The organism is Microcoleus pseudofavosus SVA1_A4, assembly GCF_036700565.1.
Lineage (GTDB): Bacteria > Cyanobacteriota > Cyanobacteriia > Cyanobacteriales > Microcoleaceae > Microcoleus.
Window position 1 is genome coordinate 19,419 of record NZ_JAUBPE010000057.1, and the last position, 20,200, is coordinate 39,618.

Here is a 20,200-nt window from a genome sequence, read left to right on the forward strand (position 1 = left end):
ATCAGGACACGGCAGTGCCGTTTCCCTACAATTAATCGGGGTAGGGAAACGGCACTGCCGTGTCCTGCGTTTATATCATTCCGGTGTTACCGGAATTGATATAACTTCCGTAGGGTGCGCATTGCGCACCTTACTAATACTTGACTCGCAGAAAATTTCAATTTGCCGTTTTTTCTGAAGATTGAACCCAGAAATCAGTCTGAGGAATTTTAAAATCCGACTTAACCAAAACTCCCGGTTCTCGCTGCACCGGCAGCACATCCAAAGTATCCGTTTGCGCGCAATATTTTAAATCTTCAATAACACCTAAACCGAGGAGGCGCTGGCCGTGACTGGCTTTTTCCAACAATTCGTGCAACCGATCTTGCCAGTGCAAATAAAGAGCAATAGCAGCAAATACTTCATCGTTACCAGCAAAATCGCTCGCAGGAATACCGCTTTCTGCTAGGAGACTTTGGGCGATCGCACCAGCACAAACCGTATCTTCCAACGAATAACTCCCTTCCCAACCAGAACCCACAATCCAAATAGTTTCCGGCTGTTTACTTAACAAAAACTGCACCACAGATTTGCGGTTAATCAAAGCCGCCGTTAACACAGTTGCAGCAGATTGCACTCGCTCAAGAGCCCGAGTACCGTTAGTTGTGCTGATAAAAATTCGCTTAAGAGCCACCTTTTCTGGCGTGCAGTCGAAGGGGGAATTCCCCATGTCAAATCCGTCAACTTTGCCGCCGCCGCGCTCTCCAGCGCGAATCCGCTTATCTGCAGGCCATTTTTCGCTGCTTGCCATCAGCTTATCTAAGTCGCTGAAAACTTGGACAGCTTCCGCCCCATTATTCAGGGCAGTTGCCATTGTCGTAGTCGCCCGCAGCACATCAACTGCGATCGCGCAAGCCGGCATTTTGTCAGTTGGCGTAAGTTCCGGGGTATGGTAAATAAAAAGCTTCACTTTTGGGGCTACCTGCAATAAATCCTCATAGGCAATAATAATAGAAAGTGACGCTCTCATGGCTGATATGTCAAAACAGATCGATTCAAATCCCGCCCAAGCCGCCATTACCGCGCCCCTCGGACTTCTGGCAGGTTTTACCTATCCTTTTCGAGCTTTCACGCTGATTTGGCAAACTCCCAAGCTGTGGAGTTATGTATTAGTTCCCGTGGTACTAAATTTTATAATTGGTATCGGTCTTTATTTAAGCTTGCTATTTCCCAGTTTGGCAGGCATAGACGTTTTGGTTGCCGATTTGTCCGTCCGATTTAATGCTTTAATTGCGAGTTGGCCAGCTTGGCTGAGCTTTCTCGGCGCGTTAACAGTCGCTTTCGGCTGGCTGCTGCGGGTACTCCTAGTGTCAGGACTTTTGCTGATAATCGGATTTTTGTTAGTGCAGTTTGGCGTGATTTTAGGTTCGCCCTGGTACGGCAAACTTTCGGAACAATTGGAACTGCTGCGGAACGGTCAATTGCCCGCAGAAGCACCAATGAATTTGGCGAGTAGTTTGCGGGATATTCAAAGGGCGATCGCCTTTGAACTGCGAAAACTACAAATTTTGTTGAGCATCGGGATACCGCTGCTGCTGCTGAATTTTCTCCCTGGCGTCGGCTCTATTCTTAGCAGTTTGGGTGGCGTAGCTTTGGGCGCGACTATTGTCTGTTTGGACTTTTTAGATGCACCTTTGGAGAGGCGGAGGCGACCTTTTAAGGAGAAGTTGGAGATAATTTGGGCGAGTTTGCCGGCCAGCGGGAGTTTTGGTGTGGTTTGTTTGGGTTTGGTGAGCATTCCGCTGTTGAATCTGTTGGCGATTCCGCTGTGCGTGACGGCGGGAACTTTGTTTTTCTGCGATCGCATTTGGCCGGTCCGCTTTGCCCCAGAAGAAACTCATAGCGATCGAGAAACTAACATGACCAATTAAACACTAGGGAGAGGCTTCTCCCTTCGGCTGAATCTGGGAGTTAAGACGCAGAAACGGGCTTAAAAACAGCCAACTAACGAAGAAGAATGAAGCTGTAAATAGCTGGACAATATCAACCGCCGACAAATATCCGTCAGACAATAGTGCAATAGTTCTATCTGTCAGCCCGAATATCCAAGAGAGAATCCCAAACAGCCAAATGCCTTTTTGGAGCATGGAAAAAAATGCTGAAACTTCGGAGTTTTGCTGCTTGTTCATTGATTTAGCCCTTGTTTGCGAAAAGTCTGATTAACCGGGCACCCCAAGGGCTTAAGGATTTTTGGTGTCTCCTCGGATTCCCTTTGTTATCTATATGTTAAGAAATGTTTCCCGATATGGCAACACTCTTCAGGAGGTATTTGCACATCTATCTCAAGAGGTAGTTGGAGCGCTGACAAAGAGTTATATTTGCTACACTTTGGCAGCGACGCTAGAGATTTTGCCGATTTTTTGAGATATAAATTGCTGGGCACGGGTAGCGGCGGGATCTCTTGGCACCGCGCCTACAAAAAAAAACCTTGTAATTTTTATTGAATTATGTAATACTACAAAAGGAACAAGTCTGGTTAAAGAACGATCGTGAGGTTTGTACTGAGGACTGAAGTCCTCAAAGCCCTAAAAGCCACAGGACAAACAATTTGATTATCAAAATCAACCGGACTTGATGTGAGTTCAGCGTCAATAAAATCGAACAATGGCACGCTTAAATCAGATTATTGCGATCGAAAAAGGCATCAAAAGCCGCTCCGTCCAAGAACTAGCAGAAGCTCAAAAAGCGCTCCAGAAGCCCGCTGTGCTTTCTGGAATCTCCCGCACTTACCGTCCCAAAGACGAAGAAGGCGAACAACTGCCGCCCGAGTCCAAAAAAGTTGAAGTCAAAGCCGAAGAGATTATCCGCAAAACAACTGAAGTTTTGACCAAACTCTTCGACGTAACCGCAACCAAAGATTGGACAAATTGTAGCGCCCGCGCGGACGTGACTGTAGACGGAAATGTGCTTTTGAGCCAAGTTCCCGTCAGCTATTTGCTATTCATTGAAAAGCAGTTAGCAGATTTGCAAGCATTCATCAAAAAACTTCCAGTTTTAGATGCTTCCGAGACTTGGAACTTCGATGCTTCGGCCGACTGCTGGGCCACAGAACCGGTGCAAACTCTCAAGACTTTTAAAACTCCGCGCAATCACGTTAAAGCTGAAGCTACCGAACACCATCCGGCGCAAGTCGATGTTTATTACGAAGATATTACGATCGGCTACTGGCGGACTGTCAAGTTTTCTGGATCTTTGCCAGCGCGGCGGATCAATGAGTTGCTGCAAAGGGTGGAAATCTTGCAGCAAGCTGTTATGTTCGCCCGCGAAGAAGCTAACAATTCAGAAGTTGAGGAACAGAGAGTGGGAGAGCGAATTTTTCAGTTTATTTTCCGCTAATTGCTTGCTTTTTTTGATAGTTATGGTTTAAGATATAAACAGAGTACAAGTTCAATCTCAAACTTCAACTTAAACCGTACAAATGTGACAGTACAGGTTCGACTCCTGTCCCTTCTAACCAAAATAGGGGGGTAGCCCAATTGGCAGAGGCAGCATTGCGTACAAATTCAACAGCAAGTTATTACTCAAAACTCAGCATTCTCCGCCGATCGCTAAAACAAATGTCAGGAAAATCACATCATCGATGTTGCTGGTTCAACTCCAGCCTCCTCAACCAAACGCTGGGGAGTAGCTCAATCGGTAGAGCGCGATGCTATTAATCTTAAATCCTTGACTTAAATGTGATAGCGTGCGCAAATGGGCGGTAAATATAAACCCAGTAGTAAGGTCAGAACTGCTGGGTTTTATGCTAATAATTGAATCAATTTGTTAAATCCGTCAGTCCTGGACGCATCAAGACAGATGATTTACTGCATCAATCCTCAATGCGAACAACGCGAAAACCCTGTTGCTGCTCAAAATTGTCAGGCTTGCGGTACGGCTTTGTTAATTGGCGATCGCTACCGCATCCTTAAACCAGTGCGATCGCCCAATCCCGCACGCCCCACAGACATCTTTGAAGTTGAAGATTTGGGAACAGGGGAAAACGAATGGGGGACTGTCAAAGTTTTAAAAGTCTTGAAACACACCCACAATCCTGATTTAGTTCGCTTGTTCAAGCAAGAAGCGCGAGTTTTGATTTGGCTGGCGGGAATGGGCGCAGTTCCCCAAGTCGAACCCGACGGTTATTTCCAAATTCCACTCCTCAATAACTTCCAGAAATTGTCTTGTTTGGTAATGGAAAAAATTAGCGGAGAAAACTTGGCAGAATTCTTAACTAAAAACCAGTACGTTTCTCAACAACTAGCTATTGATTGGCTGCAACAAATGCTTCATATTTTGCAGGAAATCCACAAATATCATTTAGTGCATCGGGATATTAAGCCATCCAACCTGATGGTTGAAGCCAATGGGAAATTGAGATTAATTGACTTCGGCGCCGCAACAGAAGCAGAGATAGATACCGCACCCATAGGTTCTGCTGGATACTGCGCGCCGGAACAAATTGCAGGTAAAGCTGAAGTGCGATCGGACTTTTTTGCCCTGGGGCGTACTTTTGTACATTTATTAACAGGCATACAGCCGATCGACTTTCCCGTTAATGAAAAAACTGGTAAAATTAATTGGAGGAACCAAGCTGTAGATATTGACCAGTTACTCGTAAACTCGATCGACGAATTGATGGAACCGCTACCGGAAAACCGACCCGAAAATACCCAAGTTATTTTAGAAAAATTAAAAATTTACGACTGAGACCCCTGAAAAAGGGGGACGCAACATCGCTTCAATAAATCTGTTCCAACCTGCGAAAATCCCGCTCAACTTCCGCCCACAAAGCCCGATTGTGAGGGTCAGTTTTCACAGCCTTTTTCAAATAAATTCTCGCCTTATCAACCTGCTTTTCCCCGATCAAATGCCGTCCCCAGCGCTGATAGGCGATCGCCTGCCACTGACGCACCTCCAAATCTTCGGGAACCCGCTGTGCCAAACCTTCAATCAAGGCGATCGCCCGTGGAAACCTCTGATATTTTAGCAACTGCTGCAGCTCAAAATAAGCATCTTGCTTTAACTTTTGTTCCGCCGCCGACAGATCCGCATTAGATTGAACCCGCGGCTCTTTTCGAGTCACCTTAACTGCCTGCGGTTGAGCTTTCACCCCCAGATCCGGCGCTGTCGAAGTAGGCGGCACAGTTGAATTGGCAACTTTCGACTCCGCAACATCGGGGGGGGCAATATTCACCAGGAACTTATAAGCCTCAGTAATAGCAATAAACTTATTCTTAGCCTGTTCGTTTCCCGGATTCACATCGGGGTGATACTGTCTCGCTAACTGCCGATAAGAGGTCTTAACTTGCGATAAACTCGCACCCGACCTCAGTCCTAACTGTCGGTAATAATCTGCAATATCCATTTAGCATGAATGAGCGTTTATAATACCATTAAATATGGCAGAATCCTTAAATGTAAAGATTCTGCCAAAATTTACTGCGAACTAGGTTGTAGTGCGAGGGTTGCCCGCACTACTGAAGCGAAAAAATAACTTACGGACGATCTTCGATCACTCTGTCAATCAAGCCGTATTCCTGGGCTTCCTCAGCGGACATGAAATAGTCGCGATCCATGTCCTTCTCGATTTTCTCGATCGGCTTGCCAGTATTCTTAGCATAGATATTATTCAGTTGGTGGCGCAGCCGCAGAATCTCTTTCGCCTCAATCTGAATATCCGTTGCTTGTCCCCGCGTGCCCCCAGAAGGCTGGTGAATCATGATTCGCGAGTGAGGCAAAGCTAACCGTTTTCCTTTCGCACCGGCAGCTAACAGGAAAGAACCCATCGAAGCAGCCAAGCCCACACAAATCGTCACCACGTCCGATTTAATGTGCTGCATGGTATCAAAAATAGCCATGCCTGCCGACACCATCCCGCCTGGGGAATTGATGTACAAAATAATATCCTTACCTGAATCTTCCGAATCGAGATAGAGCATCACAGCGATGATTTGATTGGCAATTTCATCGTCAATGTCCCTGCCCAAGAAAATAATCCGTTCCCGGTAGAGGCGATCGTAGATATTAATCCACTGAGTATCATAACCCCCCGGCATTTTGTAGGGAACTTTTGGCACACCGATAGGCATAATTCGGAACTCCGTTTAGTTGGTAATTGGCGATCGGGCAATTGGGCATCGGGCATCGGGCATCGGGCATCGGGCATCGGGCATCGGGCATTGGGCATTGGGCATTGGGCATTGGGCATCGGGCATCGGGCATCGGGCATTGGTAATTGGGAATTGTTAGTCATAAAAAGACTATTGAATAACTAATCAGGGTAGAAACTACTAGCCATTAACCCTTAATTCTTACTCATTCCCCATTACCCATTCCCTATTCCCCATTCCCCATTCCCTATTCCCCATTCCCCATTCCCCATTCCCAGTTAGATGACTCCAGCCGGCAGAGGTTTAGGCAATTCTTCCGAACTTTCAAGAACGCGATCGATCAAACCGTATTCTTTAGCTTCCTGGGGCGTCATGTACAGCAACCGATCCATATCTTTAGTAATCTTTTCGATCGGTTGGCCAGTACAGCTTGCAAAAATATCAAGCATCGTCGCTTTATTTGCCAGCACTTCCTTAGCCCGAATTTGAATGTCGCTTGCTTGACCCTGGGTGTACGCCTTGGGTTGGTGCAACACAATCGAAGCGTGGGGCAAACTCGCCCGAAAGCCTTTTGTACCAGCCGCTAACAGCATCGCAGCCATGCCCATTGCCGAACCGAGGCAAATAGTGTGCACGGGCGGCTTAATGTACCTGATCGTGTCGCAGATAGCGAAGGCTTCCGTTTCAAAGCCCACGGGTTCGCCGCTGTAACCAGAAGTGCCGGTCGAGTTGATGTAGATTTTGATCGGCTTATCCGCATCTTCGTACTGCAAGAACAACAGTTCAGCAATAATCAGTTCTGTTACCGCAGGCACCAGAGGCATACCCAGATAAACGATCCGCTCCTTCAGCAACAGGGATGGCAAATCCGGAGGCGGCGTCCGAGAGTTGCCGTCCCCGTAGTATGGCGATTGCACTGCTTTAATGGGTGTGTTCATATAACCGAAATGTTGCCTGAACTGATGGAGTTATTCTTAAAGAAATAGTAACGCAATCTTTAGGTATCCCGCATGAAAGTTAGTTTGCTCCCGGTTTTAAACGACCCTAACCTTGACGCTGCCGCGCCCTCGACCCAGCGCCAGCTAGCGGTTTCAGTCTCTGCGACGGCAAGCTCGATCGACTCCAGCGTACCCTTAAACCTGTGCCTGATTCTCGATCACAGCGGCTCGATGGGCGGACGCCCCTTGGAAACCGTCAAACAAGCCGCCGGACGTTTGCTCGATCGGTTGAAGCCCGGGGATCGCTTTTGCGCGGTGGCTTTCGACCACAAAGCCAAAGTCCTCGTCCCCAATCAAATTGTGGGAGATCCCGCTAACATTAAACGGCAAATTGAGCAATTGCGCCCTGCCGGCGGCACAGCAATTGATGAGGGCATTAAGTTAGGTATTGAAGAGTTGGGCAAAGGCAAAAAAGAAGCTATATCTCAGGCGTTTCTGCTGACTGACGGCGAAAACGAACACGGCGATGACAGCCGCTGTTTGAAGTTGGCTAAACTGGCTGCAGAGTATAACATGACTTTAAATTCTCTGGGATTTGGCGATAACTGGAACCAGGATATTTTGGAAAAGATTGCTGATGCTGGTGGCGGTGCTCTGGCTCACATTCAGCGGCCGGAAGATGCGGTTGAGGAGTTTGGTAAGTTGTTTACTCGCATCCAAGGTGTAGGTTTGACTAATGCTTATTTGCTATTTTCGCTGATGCCAAAAGTGCGGTTAGCCGAACTTAAACCGATCGCCCAAGTTGCACCAGATACGATCGAATTACCGGTGCAGCAAGAGGGCGATCGCTTTATGGTGCGCTTGGGAGATTTAATGAAGGATGTAGAGCGAGTAGTTTTGGCTAATATTTATATTGGACAGTTGCCGGAAGGTACACAGGCGATCGGGCAATTGCAAATTCGCTACGACGATCCGAGTGTCGGTGAAGGTTTGCTCTCCGATCCAGTTGCAGTTTCCGCTAATGTCCTGAAAGTTTATCAGCCGGCACTTAACCCGACGGTGCAGCAGCACATTTTAGCTTTGGCTAAGTACCGCCAAACTCAACTCGCAGAAACTAGATTGCAACAGGGCGATCGGGCAGGCGCGGCTACGATGCTGCAAACTGCTGCGAAAACTGCTCTGCAAATGGGCGATAAAAGTGCCGCAACTGTGCTGCAAACTTCTGCTACTCGTTTGCAGTCTGGCGAACAATTGAGTGAAGCCGATCGCAAGAAAACTCGCATTGCTTCTAAAACTATTTTGAAGTAATCCGGTGATTTAAAATTTTAAATAATTTTAAATTGGGCGATCGGACAATTTGGCGATGCGAAACCGCCTCTACAAAAACGAAACCCGCGCCCAGGCGGGTTTCAATATTCTGAGTTTCGCCAGCAGAAAGCGAAAGTCAGTGTAGCCCGATTGTTTCAAGCTGTGGAGCGTGTAGAAGCTCGATCGTTTAGAATGTTTGTATCACCTATCAAGAGTGCTTGTATGAACCAGACAATATCTGATAAAGTACGCTGGACTACCGCCGATTTAGAACTATTGCCAGATAACGGCGATCGTTACGAAATTATTGATGGAGAGTTATTTGTGACTAGAGCACCGCATTGGGGTCATCAACAAGCTATAGGCAACCTCTACCAAGAACTTAATACTTGGTCGCGAGAGACTAATTTAGGACGAGCAGGAATCAATCCAGGTATCATTTTCACGGATGCTGATAACGTTATTCCTGATTTAGTTTGGATTAGCAACGAACGTTTGGCTATCTTGCTAGACGAAGCCGGCCATTTAACCGCCGCACCTGAGTTAGTTGTTGAAGTATTGTCCCTCGGTGCAGACAATGAAAGACGGGATAGAGATTTGAAACTCAGACTCTATTCGGTACGAGGAGTACAGGAATACTGGATTGTGAATTGGCGGTTGCAGCAAATAGAAGTTTATCGCAGGGAACAAGCAAGTTTAAGGCTCATTGCTACGCTGTTGAGCAATGATGAACTAACTTCGCCTTTGTTGCCCGGTTTTAGTTGTTCTGTCGCTCTAATTTTTGCCTAAATTATGAAATCCTCATTTTACAATTTAATTGCTACTCTAGTAATCTTTACTATCTTTGGTAATATATCCCCTGCTGTCTCTGCTAAATCCTCAGCAATATTAAGAGTTCAAAAAACGATTGTTCAAAATCCTGCTGAAGACTTATTCAATAGTGCTTTAGCCAAATCAGAGGCTGGAGACATTGAAGGTGCGATCGCCGATTACACCGAAGCTATTCGCCTCAACCCCAACTACGCCAAAGCCTACAACAAACGCGGCATCATCCGCGGCCGCAATCTCAAAGATTACCCAGTAGCTAAAGCAGATTTCGATCGCGCAATTGAAATCAACCCCAACTACGGCGACGCCTACTACAACCGCGCCAGAGTCCGCGAGTTCTTAGAAGACAAACCGGGGGCGATCGCCGATTATCATAAAGCAGCCGAACTCTATCAAAAAGATGGCAATACCAACGATTATCAAGATGCTATCAAGCATCTTCAACTGCTGCAAGAATAAATGGCTTTTGAAAACATAGTATAATACCTTCAATCTGCGTTCATCCGCGTCCATCTGCGGTTAAACACTCCAAATTAATTATTCAAAAAATGTCCGTAATCTCCACTGTCACCGTTACCGTACCCGCCACAACCGCCAACCTAGGCCCCGGTTTTGACTGCATCGGTGCCGCTTTAAGCCTCTACAACCGCTTCCAATTCTCCCGACTCGAACCCTCAGCAACCGAGAAACTAAAAATTACCGTTACAGGCCAAGAAGCCACCAAAGTCAAGATAGACGAAAGCAATCTGGCTTATGTAGCATTTGTCACTTTATACGATCGCCTCCAACAATCGCCGCCGCCTGCAGCCATACATATAGATATGCAAGTGCCGCTGGCTAGAGGCTTGGGGAGTTCCGCTACAGCTATTGTCGGCGGGTTAGTCGGTGCAAATGAATTAGCCGGTGCGCCTTTGAGTCAGGTGGAAGTGATGCAGTTGGCGATCGAACTTGAAGGACATCCCGACAACGTTGTCCCCGCTTTACTGGGAGGATGTCGCCTCGCTGCTAGCAATACACCAAGCGGTTCCTGGGAAATTTGCGATATTCCGTGGCATCCTGATATTGTGCCGGTGGTAGCGATTCCCGATTTTGAACTTTCTACAGCCGAAGCGCGCCGAGTTTTGCCCGCAGATTACAGCAGGGCTGACGCGATTTTCAATGCCGCACACCTCGGTTTGCTGATGCGGGCTTTGGAAACTGGGAATGAAAACTGGCTGCGCTGCGCCCTCCAAGACAAAATTCACCAGCCTTACCGGCAATCTCTGATTAAGGGATATGAAGCGGTGCAACAAGCCGCCCTGAATTCAGGGGCCTGTGGAATGGTAATTAGCGGTGCCGGGCCGACGCTTTTGGCTTTAACGGATGCTACTAATGCTGATGCGGTTGTGAGGGAAATGGCGGCTGCTTGGATGGAATTTGGGGTGAAAGCTGATGTAAGGGCGATCGACCTTGACACTCAAGGAGCACAAATCTCCCGTTAATTATTCCACTCCTGGACGCACAACATCAACATAAGCGCCTTTTGTAGGGGCAAACGTAACAGCACTATACGGTATCAGAACCATCAATCATCAATTAACCGCAGGAATGATTGAAATCGGTTCCCCTGCTGTATCTTTATCGCCAGGATTAAGACAAATTTGCAAAGTTTGCGTTCTTCTGCTGGAACCACAGCCGCATTTTTTGCCTAAGTCCTATTTGATTGACTTTTGGCCGAGGTAATCAGCACACATCTTTTGATCCTCTTCTGTCACTTTCGGGTTGGTTCTAAGATAATCGCTAATCCAATTGCAACCTAATGCCATTAGTTTATCGAAATCCCAAATCCACAGTTTGATAGTGTTGTCACTGCTAGCAGAAGCCAATGTCAAGCCATCGGGACTAAAGGCGATGCTATAGAGCGGATTGCTATGCCCGGTGAGGGTAGCGATGGGTTTTTGGCTTTGCAGGTTCCACAGTTTGATGGTGTGGTCACTGCTTGCAGAAGCCAAAGTCAAGCCATCGGGACTAAAGGCGAGGCTATTGACCCAATTGCTATGCCCGGTGAGGGTAGCAATGGGTTTTTGGCTTTCGAGGTTCCACAGTTTGATGGTGTGGTCACGGCTTGCAGAAGCCAATGTCTTGCCATCTGGACTAAAGACGACGCTATTGACCCAATTGCTATGCCCGGTGAGGGTAGCGATGGGTTTTTGGCTTTGCAGGTTCCACAGTTTGAGGGTGTTGTCAAAGCTTGCAGAAGCCAATGTCTTGCCATCTGGACTAAAGGCAACGCTCCACACCCAATTGCTATGCCCGGTGAGGGTAGCGATGGGTTTTTGGCTTTCGAGGTTCCACAGTTTGATTGTGTGATCACTGCTTGCAGAAGCCAATGTCTTCCCATCTGGACTAAAGGCGACATTATAGACCGGATTGCTATGCCCGGTGAGAGTAGCGATGGGTTTTTGGGTTTGCAGGTGCCACAGTTTGATAGTTTTGTCATAGCTTGCAGAAGCCAAAGTCAAGCCATCTGGACTAAAGGCGAGGCTATTGACAGAATTGCTATGCCCGGTGAGGGTAGCGATGGGTTTTTGGCTTTGCAGATGCCACAGTTTGATGGTGTTGTCACTGGCTGCAGAAGCCAAAGTCAAGCCATCTGAACTAAAGGCGACGCTATAAACCTCATTGCTATGCCCGGTGAGGGTAGCGATGGGTTTTTGGGTTTGCAGATGCCACAGTTTGATGGTGTTGTCACGGCTTGCAGAAGCCAAAGTCAACCCATCTGGACTAAAGGCGACGCTATTAACAGGATTGCTATGCCCGGTGAGGGTAGCGATGGGTTTTTGGGTTTGCAGATGCCACAGTTTGATGGTGTTGTCACGGCTTGCAGAAGCCAAAGTCAACCCATCGGGACTAAAGGCGACACTATTGACAGAATTGCTATGCCCGGTGAGGGTAGCGATGGGTTTTTGGCTTTGCAGGTTCCAGAGTTTGATGGTGTTGTCACTGCCTGCAGAAGCCAAAGTCAACCCATCTGGACTAAAGGCGACGCTCCAGACCCAATTGCTATGCCCGGTGAGGGTAGCGATGGGTTTTTGGCTTTGCAGGTTCCACAGTTTGATGGTGTTGTCACTGCTTGCAGAAGCTAATGTCTTACCATCTGGACTAAAGGCGACGCTATAGACCCAATTGCTATGCCCGGTGAGGGTAGCGATGGGTTTTTGGCTTTGCAGATGCCACAGTTTGAGGGTTTTGTCATAGCTTGCAGAAGCCAAAGTCAAACCATCTGGACTAAAGGCGAGGCTATTGACAGAATTGCTATGCCCGGTGAGGGTAGCGATGGGTTTTTGGCTTTGCAGGTTCCACAGTTTGATGGTGTGGTCACTGCTTGCAGAAGCCAAAGTCAAGCCATCTGGACTAAAGGCGACGCTATTGACCTCATTGCTATGCCCGGTGAGGGTAGCGATGGGTTTTTGGCTTTGCAGGTTCCACAGTTTGATGGTGTTGTCACTGCTTGCAGAAGCTAATGTCTTACCATCTGGACTAAAGGCGACGCTATTTACAGAATTGCTATGCCCTTCCAAATGATTGCGCTCTTTTACTGCGGACACTGCTTGTTGCAGCGCAGCTATCACTCGTCCTCTAATATGTTTTGTCGTCTCGGCTGAAGAATCTAGTTGTTTGAATGCTTGCCCTGCCTTTAATGCTTCCAACAGTGCTTGGAATGTCTGTCCTGAACGAAATGATTCATTAGAAAAAGCAGTTTCCTGGATGACATTTGCTAAATTTTGGGCTTGAGTGACTTTATACGTGGCCAATTGCTCTGCTTTAATTAGCGTCTGATTCGCCTCAGTCAAAATTTGATTCGCTTGTCTCTGTGCTTCTAACTCTCGTTCAACTTCCCGTTGTTGGACTTCCCGACTGCCATTTAAAAACTGATAATCCAAATCGCTCAAACTTTTATCGGCTGCCCAAGTTTGAGCATCTTGCAAGGCTTGACCCCGCAACAGTCGCGATTCATCTTGGCAATCAGAATCTATCCAAGTTTTTAAACTTTCGCTGTAAGGGCGGAGCTCAGCTAATTGTTTTTCCACCCAATCAAGGTTAAAAACCGATTGATAAATTGGATTATAAACTTTAAGTTTGCCAGACTGCTTAACCACCAACCCAGTTAACCGCAGTTCCATTTGTTCGGGAGTATCATCAGTCGCTATTTGATTATGCTGCAAAATTTGCTGATAGAGTCCCAGCAACCGACTGGCACGCTGTTCGCTGCGTAAAATGCGGTCTCGAATCGTCTTCAAGTGTTCCGGTTCATCCTGTCCTTCCCAATTCTCAATCACCTTTTCTCTAACTAAATTTCCTACCCAGTCAGCGGGAGTTTGCATAAATGCAGAGTTGGCATGATTGAGCAGCAATCTACAAATTTTTTGAGTTAAAAATGGCTGTCCGCCAGTCCAATATAAAACAGCTTCTAACAATGCTTGCGAATTTTCTGCTCGAGTTTCTAACCCGACTGCCAAAGGTTGCGCTTCTGTTAATTGAAACCCCGTTAACTCTATCCCTCGACCAATATTAAAAGGAGTTCGTCGCTTGTCTTGAATTAAATCTGAGGGAGTTGCCACCCCTAACATCGTAAATGTTAATCGACGATAGTCGGGTTTATCGGCTCGATTATTATAGCAATCACGAATCACAGCAAAAAAATCTTCAATCTTAAAATTTAAGCCGATCAAGCTGTCGGATTCATCGACAAAAATTACTATATTTCCTGAAATCTTATTGAGCAATACTTCTTCAATAAATTTACTAAATCGTTTAACATTCGATAGTAACCTATTCTGCTCCCACCATTCATCTAAATCAAAAACGTCATACAAATCTAATCGGCTGACGATGCTATCAATCGCGCCTGCATACCACTCTTCTGGCGTAATATCTGAGGTACCAATTTCTGTGATATCAATGCTACTACAGGCTATTCCCTCTGCTTGTAACCGCTGCATTGTCCGCACTCGCAGTGATGATTTTCCCATTTGTCTGGAATTAAGAACATAGCAAAATTCTCCGGCTTTTAAAGCTTGATAAAGTTCTTCATCCGCCTTTCGAGTGACATAAGTTGGGGCGTTTGCAGGCAGGCTCCCTCCAACTTGATATTGATAATCTTTCATAGGTCATTGTTAATTTATAGGTGGAAAATCAGAGCATCAAGGAATCAATTTGTACAGCCGTACAGGTTCAGGAATTCCCTTTAATTGTTGCAGACCTAAGTCAATAACATTTAAAGGTGAGTGGGTTTTAACGACTTGATAAACTGTTTCAGAAATACAGATTCCTCCTGGCTCTGCTTTCCCTTCTAAACGAGCAGCTAAATTTACACCAGTCCCCCTGATATCATTATTAAAAAAGAAGATTTCCCCCAAGTGAATACCAATGCGGTGTTGCAGGACATGACTCGGAGGTAAGGTTGTAGCAGCTTCGGCGAAATTTCGTTGTATTTCTAACGCACAGGCGACTGCTTTAACGGCACTTTCTGGAAAGAAAATTAATAAACCATCGCCCATTTCTTTAAGGACTTTGCCTTGATGTTTAGCGCAGATTCCTCGGATGATGTTGAAATCTCGATTCACTAATTCTAGTGTCAGCTTTTGGTTGGCAACTGATAAAGCGGTGGAATTAACAACATCCGAGAACATAATAGCTGCTAAATGACTCTCTACGTGCAAGCTTGATTGAGCAGGTATATTAAATGCTTGAGGAGAGGCTAGGCGATGGCGAAAATATTGACGGTACAAACCACACAATGGCATTACAGCATTTCCCTGAAATTTGATCAACCCCATGCTTCGCAATTTAAAAGCCTCTCCGGTATTAATTTCTACAGGTTGTTCGCTGTGAATCACTTGTCTAATTGTTGCTGCTAGTTCTGCATCTGTTTCCAAGTTAACTAAATGCCGTCGTAAATGATCGCAGTAAGGGCTTTCTTCAGTAGGAGCGACTTTTAGCAAGCGATCTAAGGTAATTCTCCCCCTGGCAATTTGGTAGAGAGCAACTCGAACTAAATAAGGATGACCGCCCACCATTTCCATCAGGTCACAAATCTCTTGATTAGACCAATTTAATTGGTGTCGATTCACTAAATCTATTACCTGTATCTGATTGAATTCAGGTAAATATATGGGCAATCCCACGTTAAATGGCGACTGATTAATATTGAGAGGAATATAAACTTCTTGAGAGTGAGAAATAACTAACCTCAGCTTTTTCCAAATTTCCTCATTTTTTCCCCGCTCGTGCCAAGCTCGTAATAATCCAAAGAAGTCGGTGGCTATTTCGGAATGCTGAAAAATCCGATCGACTTCATCTAACCCTAAAACAAGAGGTCGAGCGCTGTCAGATAGTAGATAGCGTTGGAAATACTTCGTGCTTTTATTTTTACTGCCGAGAACGCCTTTCCAATATTCTCCTAACCTATCTTCTAAATTTAATTCATTGGTAATCTCACCACAAAACCACTGCAATAATTCATCAAGATGGGTGAGAAAACTGCCATCAGCCGATTGAAAGTTTAAATAAGCTGTTTGATATCCCTGTTCCTTGGCGCGGTATAAAATTCGCTGCACTAAGGAAGTTTTTCCCATTTGCCGGGGGGCTTTGACTCGGATTAAAGCTCCGGGTTTTACAATAGTTTGGTAGCAGTCCGATTCAATGGGAGGCCTGTCAATATATAGGGGTGAATCTAAACTAACAGAACCTTCTGGGTTGTCTAAGTTGGAAATCAAAACGGGAGGTGCGGCGATCGATCGCGCATTTTCCACCGCAGGCGACGACTCCTCAACGATATCGCTAACAGAAGCATCGCGCGATCGCTCTGCTGCTTCGTCAGAAAAATCAGACTTTTTCTTTAATACTGGAGTCAGTTCTTCGGAAATTCCTGCCATGCTGATGCTAACGCAACCCAATTTATAGGCACGTTCGATCGACTCTCCCGCCGCCAACGTATCGTAAAAACCTACAGCGAATTCTCGTGCGGCGTTATCTCCCACCGCTTGCTTCATGCCGATCACGTAGGGAATGTGACGTGCGATCGCCACCGCTTGCACTTCTGAATAGCAAGCGTTGAGTATTACGCACTCCACGTACTCGTTAAACGCCTCAAACAAAGCTGCCAATGCTTTGGCATTTACTAGCTTAATCTGCCCCATATCATCTTCTAGGGCTAAACCCCCTTCTCCTGCACCATGCCCGGAGAAATGCACAATCTCTGGTTTATAATCTAATACGGCTCGCTGCATTTCTCTTGGCGTCACCGCCCACTGTTGCTCCAGTTGAAACTTGTCGCGCTTTTGCGAGCGTTGCAACCCCTCTGCAATTTCCTTCGCCTCTTTCTGTAAGTCCACAGGAGTGGTGTTTTTGGGGTTGGCTGCCAAAAATAGGATAGTTTTTTTATTTTGAGTAGAAATACTCATTAATGGAACCTTCACGCTTAGGAGATACAGGAGCTTAACGACACTACCCCAGTCAGAGCGAGATATTTCTTGCCTTGACGGTATTTAAGCACAAACATCTTTATTTTTGTTGGTCAGTAAACTGGCAGAAACGATCGCCCTGACTCAAGCATAACCAATCGACAAGGCGATCGCTACTCTCAACTAATCATTTGAGCTACGTATTCAATAAGTGCGATCGGCTTCCCCTTTTGCAGTCGTGTTTTCATAAATATCGAGATTCTTTATAGTTTTATTCTGATGCCTGAGCTAGCACTTTTTGATTTTTTGAGCGCCTAAATTAGTAGATAAAATCTTATCGGATTCTGCATTTGCTTATTTTTTTTGCAGATTCAATCGCGCCTCTAAAAAATGGCGTTTTAGCTACAGATTAAACATCAATTGAATCAACAAGAAAAACTCTTGGGACACTTTTTCCTGTTAAATATCTTCCCATTTCTTCGGCTAGTGTACCAAGCCTTGCTTCGAGTACATCTTCAAATTAAATTGCTATAATAACTTGTTCCCTCTTCCTTCTTCCTTCAGCTCTTCCTCTACGTCAAGAGGGGTAGGTTAAAAATTTTAGTGATTTAGAATACAATTCCCAACTCAACAGCCGATCGAACTCCTCAATGTTGTGTGGGGATCTAAAATTCACCTAAAGTTCGACGCCCTTTCGCAAAACCCTCCCTAAGATAGAAGTTAGGGGACGATCGGTCTAATAGCCGATTCAGGAGCAAGTGTCAAGCACTCCATCGAACCCAAATCCAGAGCCGCAAGACAGGGAGGTTATCGAAATCATGGTACAAGCGCCGACAGGAGAAACCCGCCTGGGCCCGATCGATCAGGTGCAAGCCCTAGACCGCGATTGCACGACTCTATCCCGTCACGTACTCCAGCAACTCCACAGCTTTTCGGCAGATGCTCAGGATCTCAGCGCGCTGATGAATCGCATCGGGCTCGCTGCCAAGCTGATCGCGAGGCGGCTCAGCAGAGCCGGGTTAATGGAAGATGCTTTAGGGTTTACAGGGGCTGTCAACGTGCAGGGAGAATCCGTCAAAAAGATGGATATCTATGCCAATGAAGTGTTTATCTCGGTATTCCAGCAAAGCGGACTTGTCTGCCGCTTGGCTTCGGAGGAAATGGAAAAACCCTACTACATTCCCGAAAACTGTCCGATCGGACGCTACAGTCTGCTCTACGACCCCATAGACGGTTCTTCCAATCTTGACATCAATCTCAATGTCGGCTCGATCTTTAGTATCCGCAAGCAAGAGGGAGATGATGCAGACGGATCGGCCTCAGACTTGCTGCAACACGGACACAAACAAATCGCGGCCGGCTACGTGCTCTACGGCCCTAGTACCATGCTGGTTTATTCGATCGGGCAAGGCGTTCATTCCTTTACCCTCGATCCCAGTTTGGGCGAGTTTATTCTAGCAACCGAAAACATTCAGGTGCCAGACAGCGGCCCGATTTACAGCGTTAATGAAGGTAACTTCTGGCAGTGGGAGGAATCTTTGAGGGACTACATTCGCTACGTACACCGCAGCGAAGGCTACACCGCCCGGTACGGTGGGGCTTTGGTGGGAGATTTCCACCGGATTTTATTTCAGGGAGGCGTGTTTTTGTACCCGGGAACGGTGAAAAAACCGGAGGGCAAATTGCGTTTGCTCTACGAATCGGCTCCTTTGGCGTTTTTGATGGAGCAAGCCGGCGGGCGCGCAAGTACGGGCATTCAAGACATCTTAGACGTAGTGCCGACCAAACTGCACGAGCGATCGCCCTTGATAATCGGCAGTAAAGAAAATGTAGCGATGGTGGAGTCTTTTATTCAAGATCGATCGCGCAATCCTCGAACAATTTCCGAGTGAAGGAAGTTCGGCAACGGATTGTGTAACGGATGTAACGGATGTAACGCCGGGAAGGAAGCAAGAATGTTTTAATTCCCAGTTGCCAATTCTCAATTTCCAATTGCCAATTCTCAATTTCCAATTTCTAATTCCCAATTATCAAATATCAAATTGTAGGAGTTACAGTAATGACGGAAACAACAAAGAATCACCTGTTAGAAATCAAAGAAATTGGCCAGAGCATCTGGATGGACAATTTGACTCGCGATCTGATCGAGTCCGGCGAACTCAAACAGATGATTGAAAGTCGGGGACTGCGCGGGATTACATCTAATCCGGCCATTTTCGAGAAAGCGATCGCGGGTAATGTGATTTACGACGCGGATATCGAAGCGGGCATCCGGGCGGGCAAATCTGTCATGGAGATATACGAATCTTTGGTATTTGAAGATATCCGCAACGCTTGCGATATCTTCGCCCCAGTTTACGCAGAGTCCAACGGTTTAGACGGTTACATTAGCATTGAAGTGCCACCGACGATCGCCAACGACACAGAAAGCACTATTAGCGAAGCCCTGCGCTATTACAAAGCCCTCGGCAAAGAAAACGTGATGATTAAGATTCCGGGAACCGCTCAAGGGTTGCCCGCAGTCGAGCGAGTCATCAGCGAAGGGATTAACGTTAACGTGACTTTGCTGTTCTCGGTTGACAGCTACGTCGAAACCTTCTGGGCTTACATTCGCGGTTTGGAAGCGCGGGCTGCTAAAGGTTTAGATATTAGCAATATTGCTTCTGTTGCCAGTTTCTTCTTGAGCCGGATCGACATCAATATCGACGGCAAAATTGACGAGAAACTCAAAAACGTCACTGATATTTCCACAAAAGCCAAACTGGAAGCGGTGAAGGGGAAAGTTGCGATCGCCAACGCGAAGGTAGCTTACCAGAAGTATAAAGAGATCGTAGCGAGCGATCGCTGGCAAGCTTTAGCAGCCAAAGGAGCGAAAGTGCAGCGCTTGCTGTGGGCTTCCACCAGCACCAAAAACCCCAACTACAGCGATGTGATGTACGTCGATGAACTGATCGGCCCCGACACCGTTAACACCTTGCCGCCGAACACCGTTGAAGCTTGTTTCGATCACTGCGATGTCGCACCCCGGATTGAGAACAATGTTGCAGAAGCTTACACCCTGATCGAAAGTCTCAAAGATCCCGACATCGACATCAACTTGGACAAAGTGATGGCAGACTTGCTCCTGGAGGGGATTGAGAAATTCGTCAGCCCGTTCCAATCCCTGATGGATTCCTTGGAAGAGAAAGTGCAGAAGCTCGCACCCGTGGCTTAGGCAGATATCTGTATCCTTGAAGGCAGAAGCATTTAGGAGTCGGAATAGATAATTGTTTTGGTTCCTAAATGCTGAGTTTTGAATCTCGAACCGGGAAAATTTGAGACCCATGGGTCTCAAAAATCCGAGAAAGGAAAATCAACTATGATTTGGGATCTCAAGTGCTGAGTTTTCCATCCCGAACCGGGAAAATTTGAGACCCATGGGTCTCAAAAATCCGAGAAAGGAAAATCAACTATGATTTGGGATCTCAAGTGCTGAGTTTTCCATCCCGAACCGGGAAAATTTGAGACCCATGGGTCTCAAAAACCAGAGAAAGGAAAATCCAGTCCGTCC

General features: G+C 46.5%; 16 protein-coding genes. 9 read left to right on the forward strand and 7 right to left on the reverse strand.

Annotation, left to right across the window (positions count from 1 at the left end):
- Positions 1-157 precede the first annotated feature (157 nt).
- Complete coding sequence (locus QUA02_RS22170; RefSeq protein WP_333030741.1) at positions 158-949, reverse strand: 2-phosphosulfolactate phosphatase family protein; 792 nt, start codon at positions 947-949, stop codon at positions 158-160.
- 67 nt (positions 950-1,016) lie between these two features.
- Here QUA02_RS22170 and QUA02_RS22175 point away from each other — a divergent pair, with 67 nt between their 5' ends.
- The gene (locus QUA02_RS22175) at positions 1,017-1,910 is read left to right on the forward strand and encodes an EI24 domain-containing protein (RefSeq protein WP_333030697.1); all 894 of its coding nucleotides are present in this window, start codon (positions 1,017-1,019) and stop codon (positions 1,908-1,910) included.
- Between the two features lie 3 nt (positions 1,911-1,913).
- Here QUA02_RS22175 and QUA02_RS22180 read toward each other — a convergent pair whose 3' ends face one another.
- Positions 1,914-2,168, reverse strand: coding sequence for a hypothetical protein (locus QUA02_RS22180; protein ID WP_333030699.1), 255 nt, complete (start codon positions 2,166-2,168; stop codon positions 1,914-1,916).
- Between the two features lie 475 nt (positions 2,169-2,643).
- Between QUA02_RS22180 and QUA02_RS22185 the strand changes: the two genes are divergently transcribed.
- Both QUA02_RS22185 and QUA02_RS22190 read left to right on the forward strand, forming a co-directional pair.
- The gene (locus tag QUA02_RS22185) at positions 2,644-3,375 is read left to right on the forward strand and encodes a DUF7873 family protein (protein WP_333030701.1); all 732 of its coding nucleotides are present in this window, start codon (positions 2,644-2,646) and stop codon (positions 3,373-3,375) included.
- Positions 3,376-3,837: 462 nt separating this feature from the next.
- Positions 3,838-4,728: a protein kinase domain-containing protein gene (locus tag QUA02_RS22190; protein WP_333030702.1), complete on the forward strand. Its 891-nt coding sequence runs from the start codon at positions 3,838-3,840 to the stop codon at positions 4,726-4,728.
- A 31-nt stretch (positions 4,729-4,759) separates the two neighbouring features.
- Here the strand turns inward: QUA02_RS22190 and QUA02_RS22195 are convergent, their stop codons facing one another.
- The 3 genes from QUA02_RS22195 to QUA02_RS22205 form a co-directional block, all read right to left on the reverse strand.
- Entirely contained in the window at positions 4,760-5,386 is a 627-nt protein-coding gene (locus QUA02_RS22195; RefSeq protein WP_333030703.1) for a J domain-containing protein, read from the reverse strand.
- Positions 5,387-5,516: 130 nt separating this feature from the next.
- The gene (locus tag QUA02_RS22200; RefSeq protein ID WP_333030705.1) at positions 5,517-6,110 is read right to left on the reverse strand and encodes an ATP-dependent Clp protease proteolytic subunit; all 594 of its coding nucleotides are present in this window, start codon (positions 6,108-6,110) and stop codon (positions 5,517-5,519) included.
- A gap of 299 nt (positions 6,111-6,409) precedes the next feature.
- The gene (locus tag QUA02_RS22205; RefSeq protein WP_333030706.1) at positions 6,410-7,069 is read right to left on the reverse strand and encodes an ATP-dependent Clp protease proteolytic subunit; all 660 of its coding nucleotides are present in this window, start codon (positions 7,067-7,069) and stop codon (positions 6,410-6,412) included.
- Between the two features lie 72 nt (positions 7,070-7,141).
- On the opposite strand from QUA02_RS22205, the gene QUA02_RS22210 reads away from it, so the two are divergent.
- The 4 genes from QUA02_RS22210 (at position 7,142) to thrB (ending at position 10,686) form a co-directional block, all read left to right on the forward strand.
- Complete coding sequence (locus QUA02_RS22210) at positions 7,142-8,377, forward strand: vWA domain-containing protein (RefSeq protein WP_333030708.1); 1,236 nt, start codon at positions 7,142-7,144, stop codon at positions 8,375-8,377.
- Positions 8,378-8,599: 222 nt separating this feature from the next.
- On the forward strand, positions 8,600-9,166 hold the full coding sequence (locus QUA02_RS22215) for a Uma2 family endonuclease (protein WP_333030710.1): 567 nt from the start codon (positions 8,600-8,602) through the stop codon (positions 9,164-9,166).
- Positions 9,167-9,169: 3 nt separating this feature from the next.
- Positions 9,170-9,664: a tetratricopeptide repeat protein gene (locus QUA02_RS22220; protein ID WP_333030712.1), complete on the forward strand. Its 495-nt coding sequence runs from the start codon at positions 9,170-9,172 to the stop codon at positions 9,662-9,664.
- An 89-nt stretch (positions 9,665-9,753) separates the two neighbouring features.
- Positions 9,754-10,686, forward strand: a complete 933-nt coding sequence (gene thrB / locus QUA02_RS22225) for a homoserine kinase (RefSeq protein ID WP_333030713.1) — start codon at positions 9,754-9,756, stop codon at positions 10,684-10,686.
- 213 nt (positions 10,687-10,899) lie between these two features.
- On the opposite strand, the gene QUA02_RS22230 is transcribed toward thrB, so the two are convergent.
- Entirely contained in the window at positions 10,900-14,352 is a 3,453-nt protein-coding gene (locus QUA02_RS22230; protein WP_333030715.1) for a WD40 domain-containing protein, read from the reverse strand.
- A gap of 36 nt (positions 14,353-14,388) precedes the next feature.
- On the reverse strand, positions 14,389-16,650 hold the full coding sequence (locus tag QUA02_RS22235; RefSeq protein ID WP_333030717.1) for an AAA-like domain-containing protein: 2,262 nt from the start codon (positions 16,648-16,650) through the stop codon (positions 14,389-14,391).
- 818 nt (positions 16,651-17,468) lie between these two features.
- Here QUA02_RS22235 and fbp point away from each other — a divergent pair.
- Positions 17,469-18,542 (forward strand): class 1 fructose-bisphosphatase, encoded by a 1,074-nt coding sequence (fbp, locus tag QUA02_RS22240; protein WP_333030743.1) that lies wholly within the window; start codon positions 17,469-17,471, stop codon positions 18,540-18,542.
- 167 nt (positions 18,543-18,709) lie between these two features.
- The gene (tal, locus tag QUA02_RS22245; protein WP_333030718.1) at positions 18,710-19,864 is read left to right on the forward strand and encodes a transaldolase; all 1,155 of its coding nucleotides are present in this window, start codon (positions 18,710-18,712) and stop codon (positions 19,862-19,864) included.
- Positions 19,865-20,200: the final 336 nt, after the last annotated feature.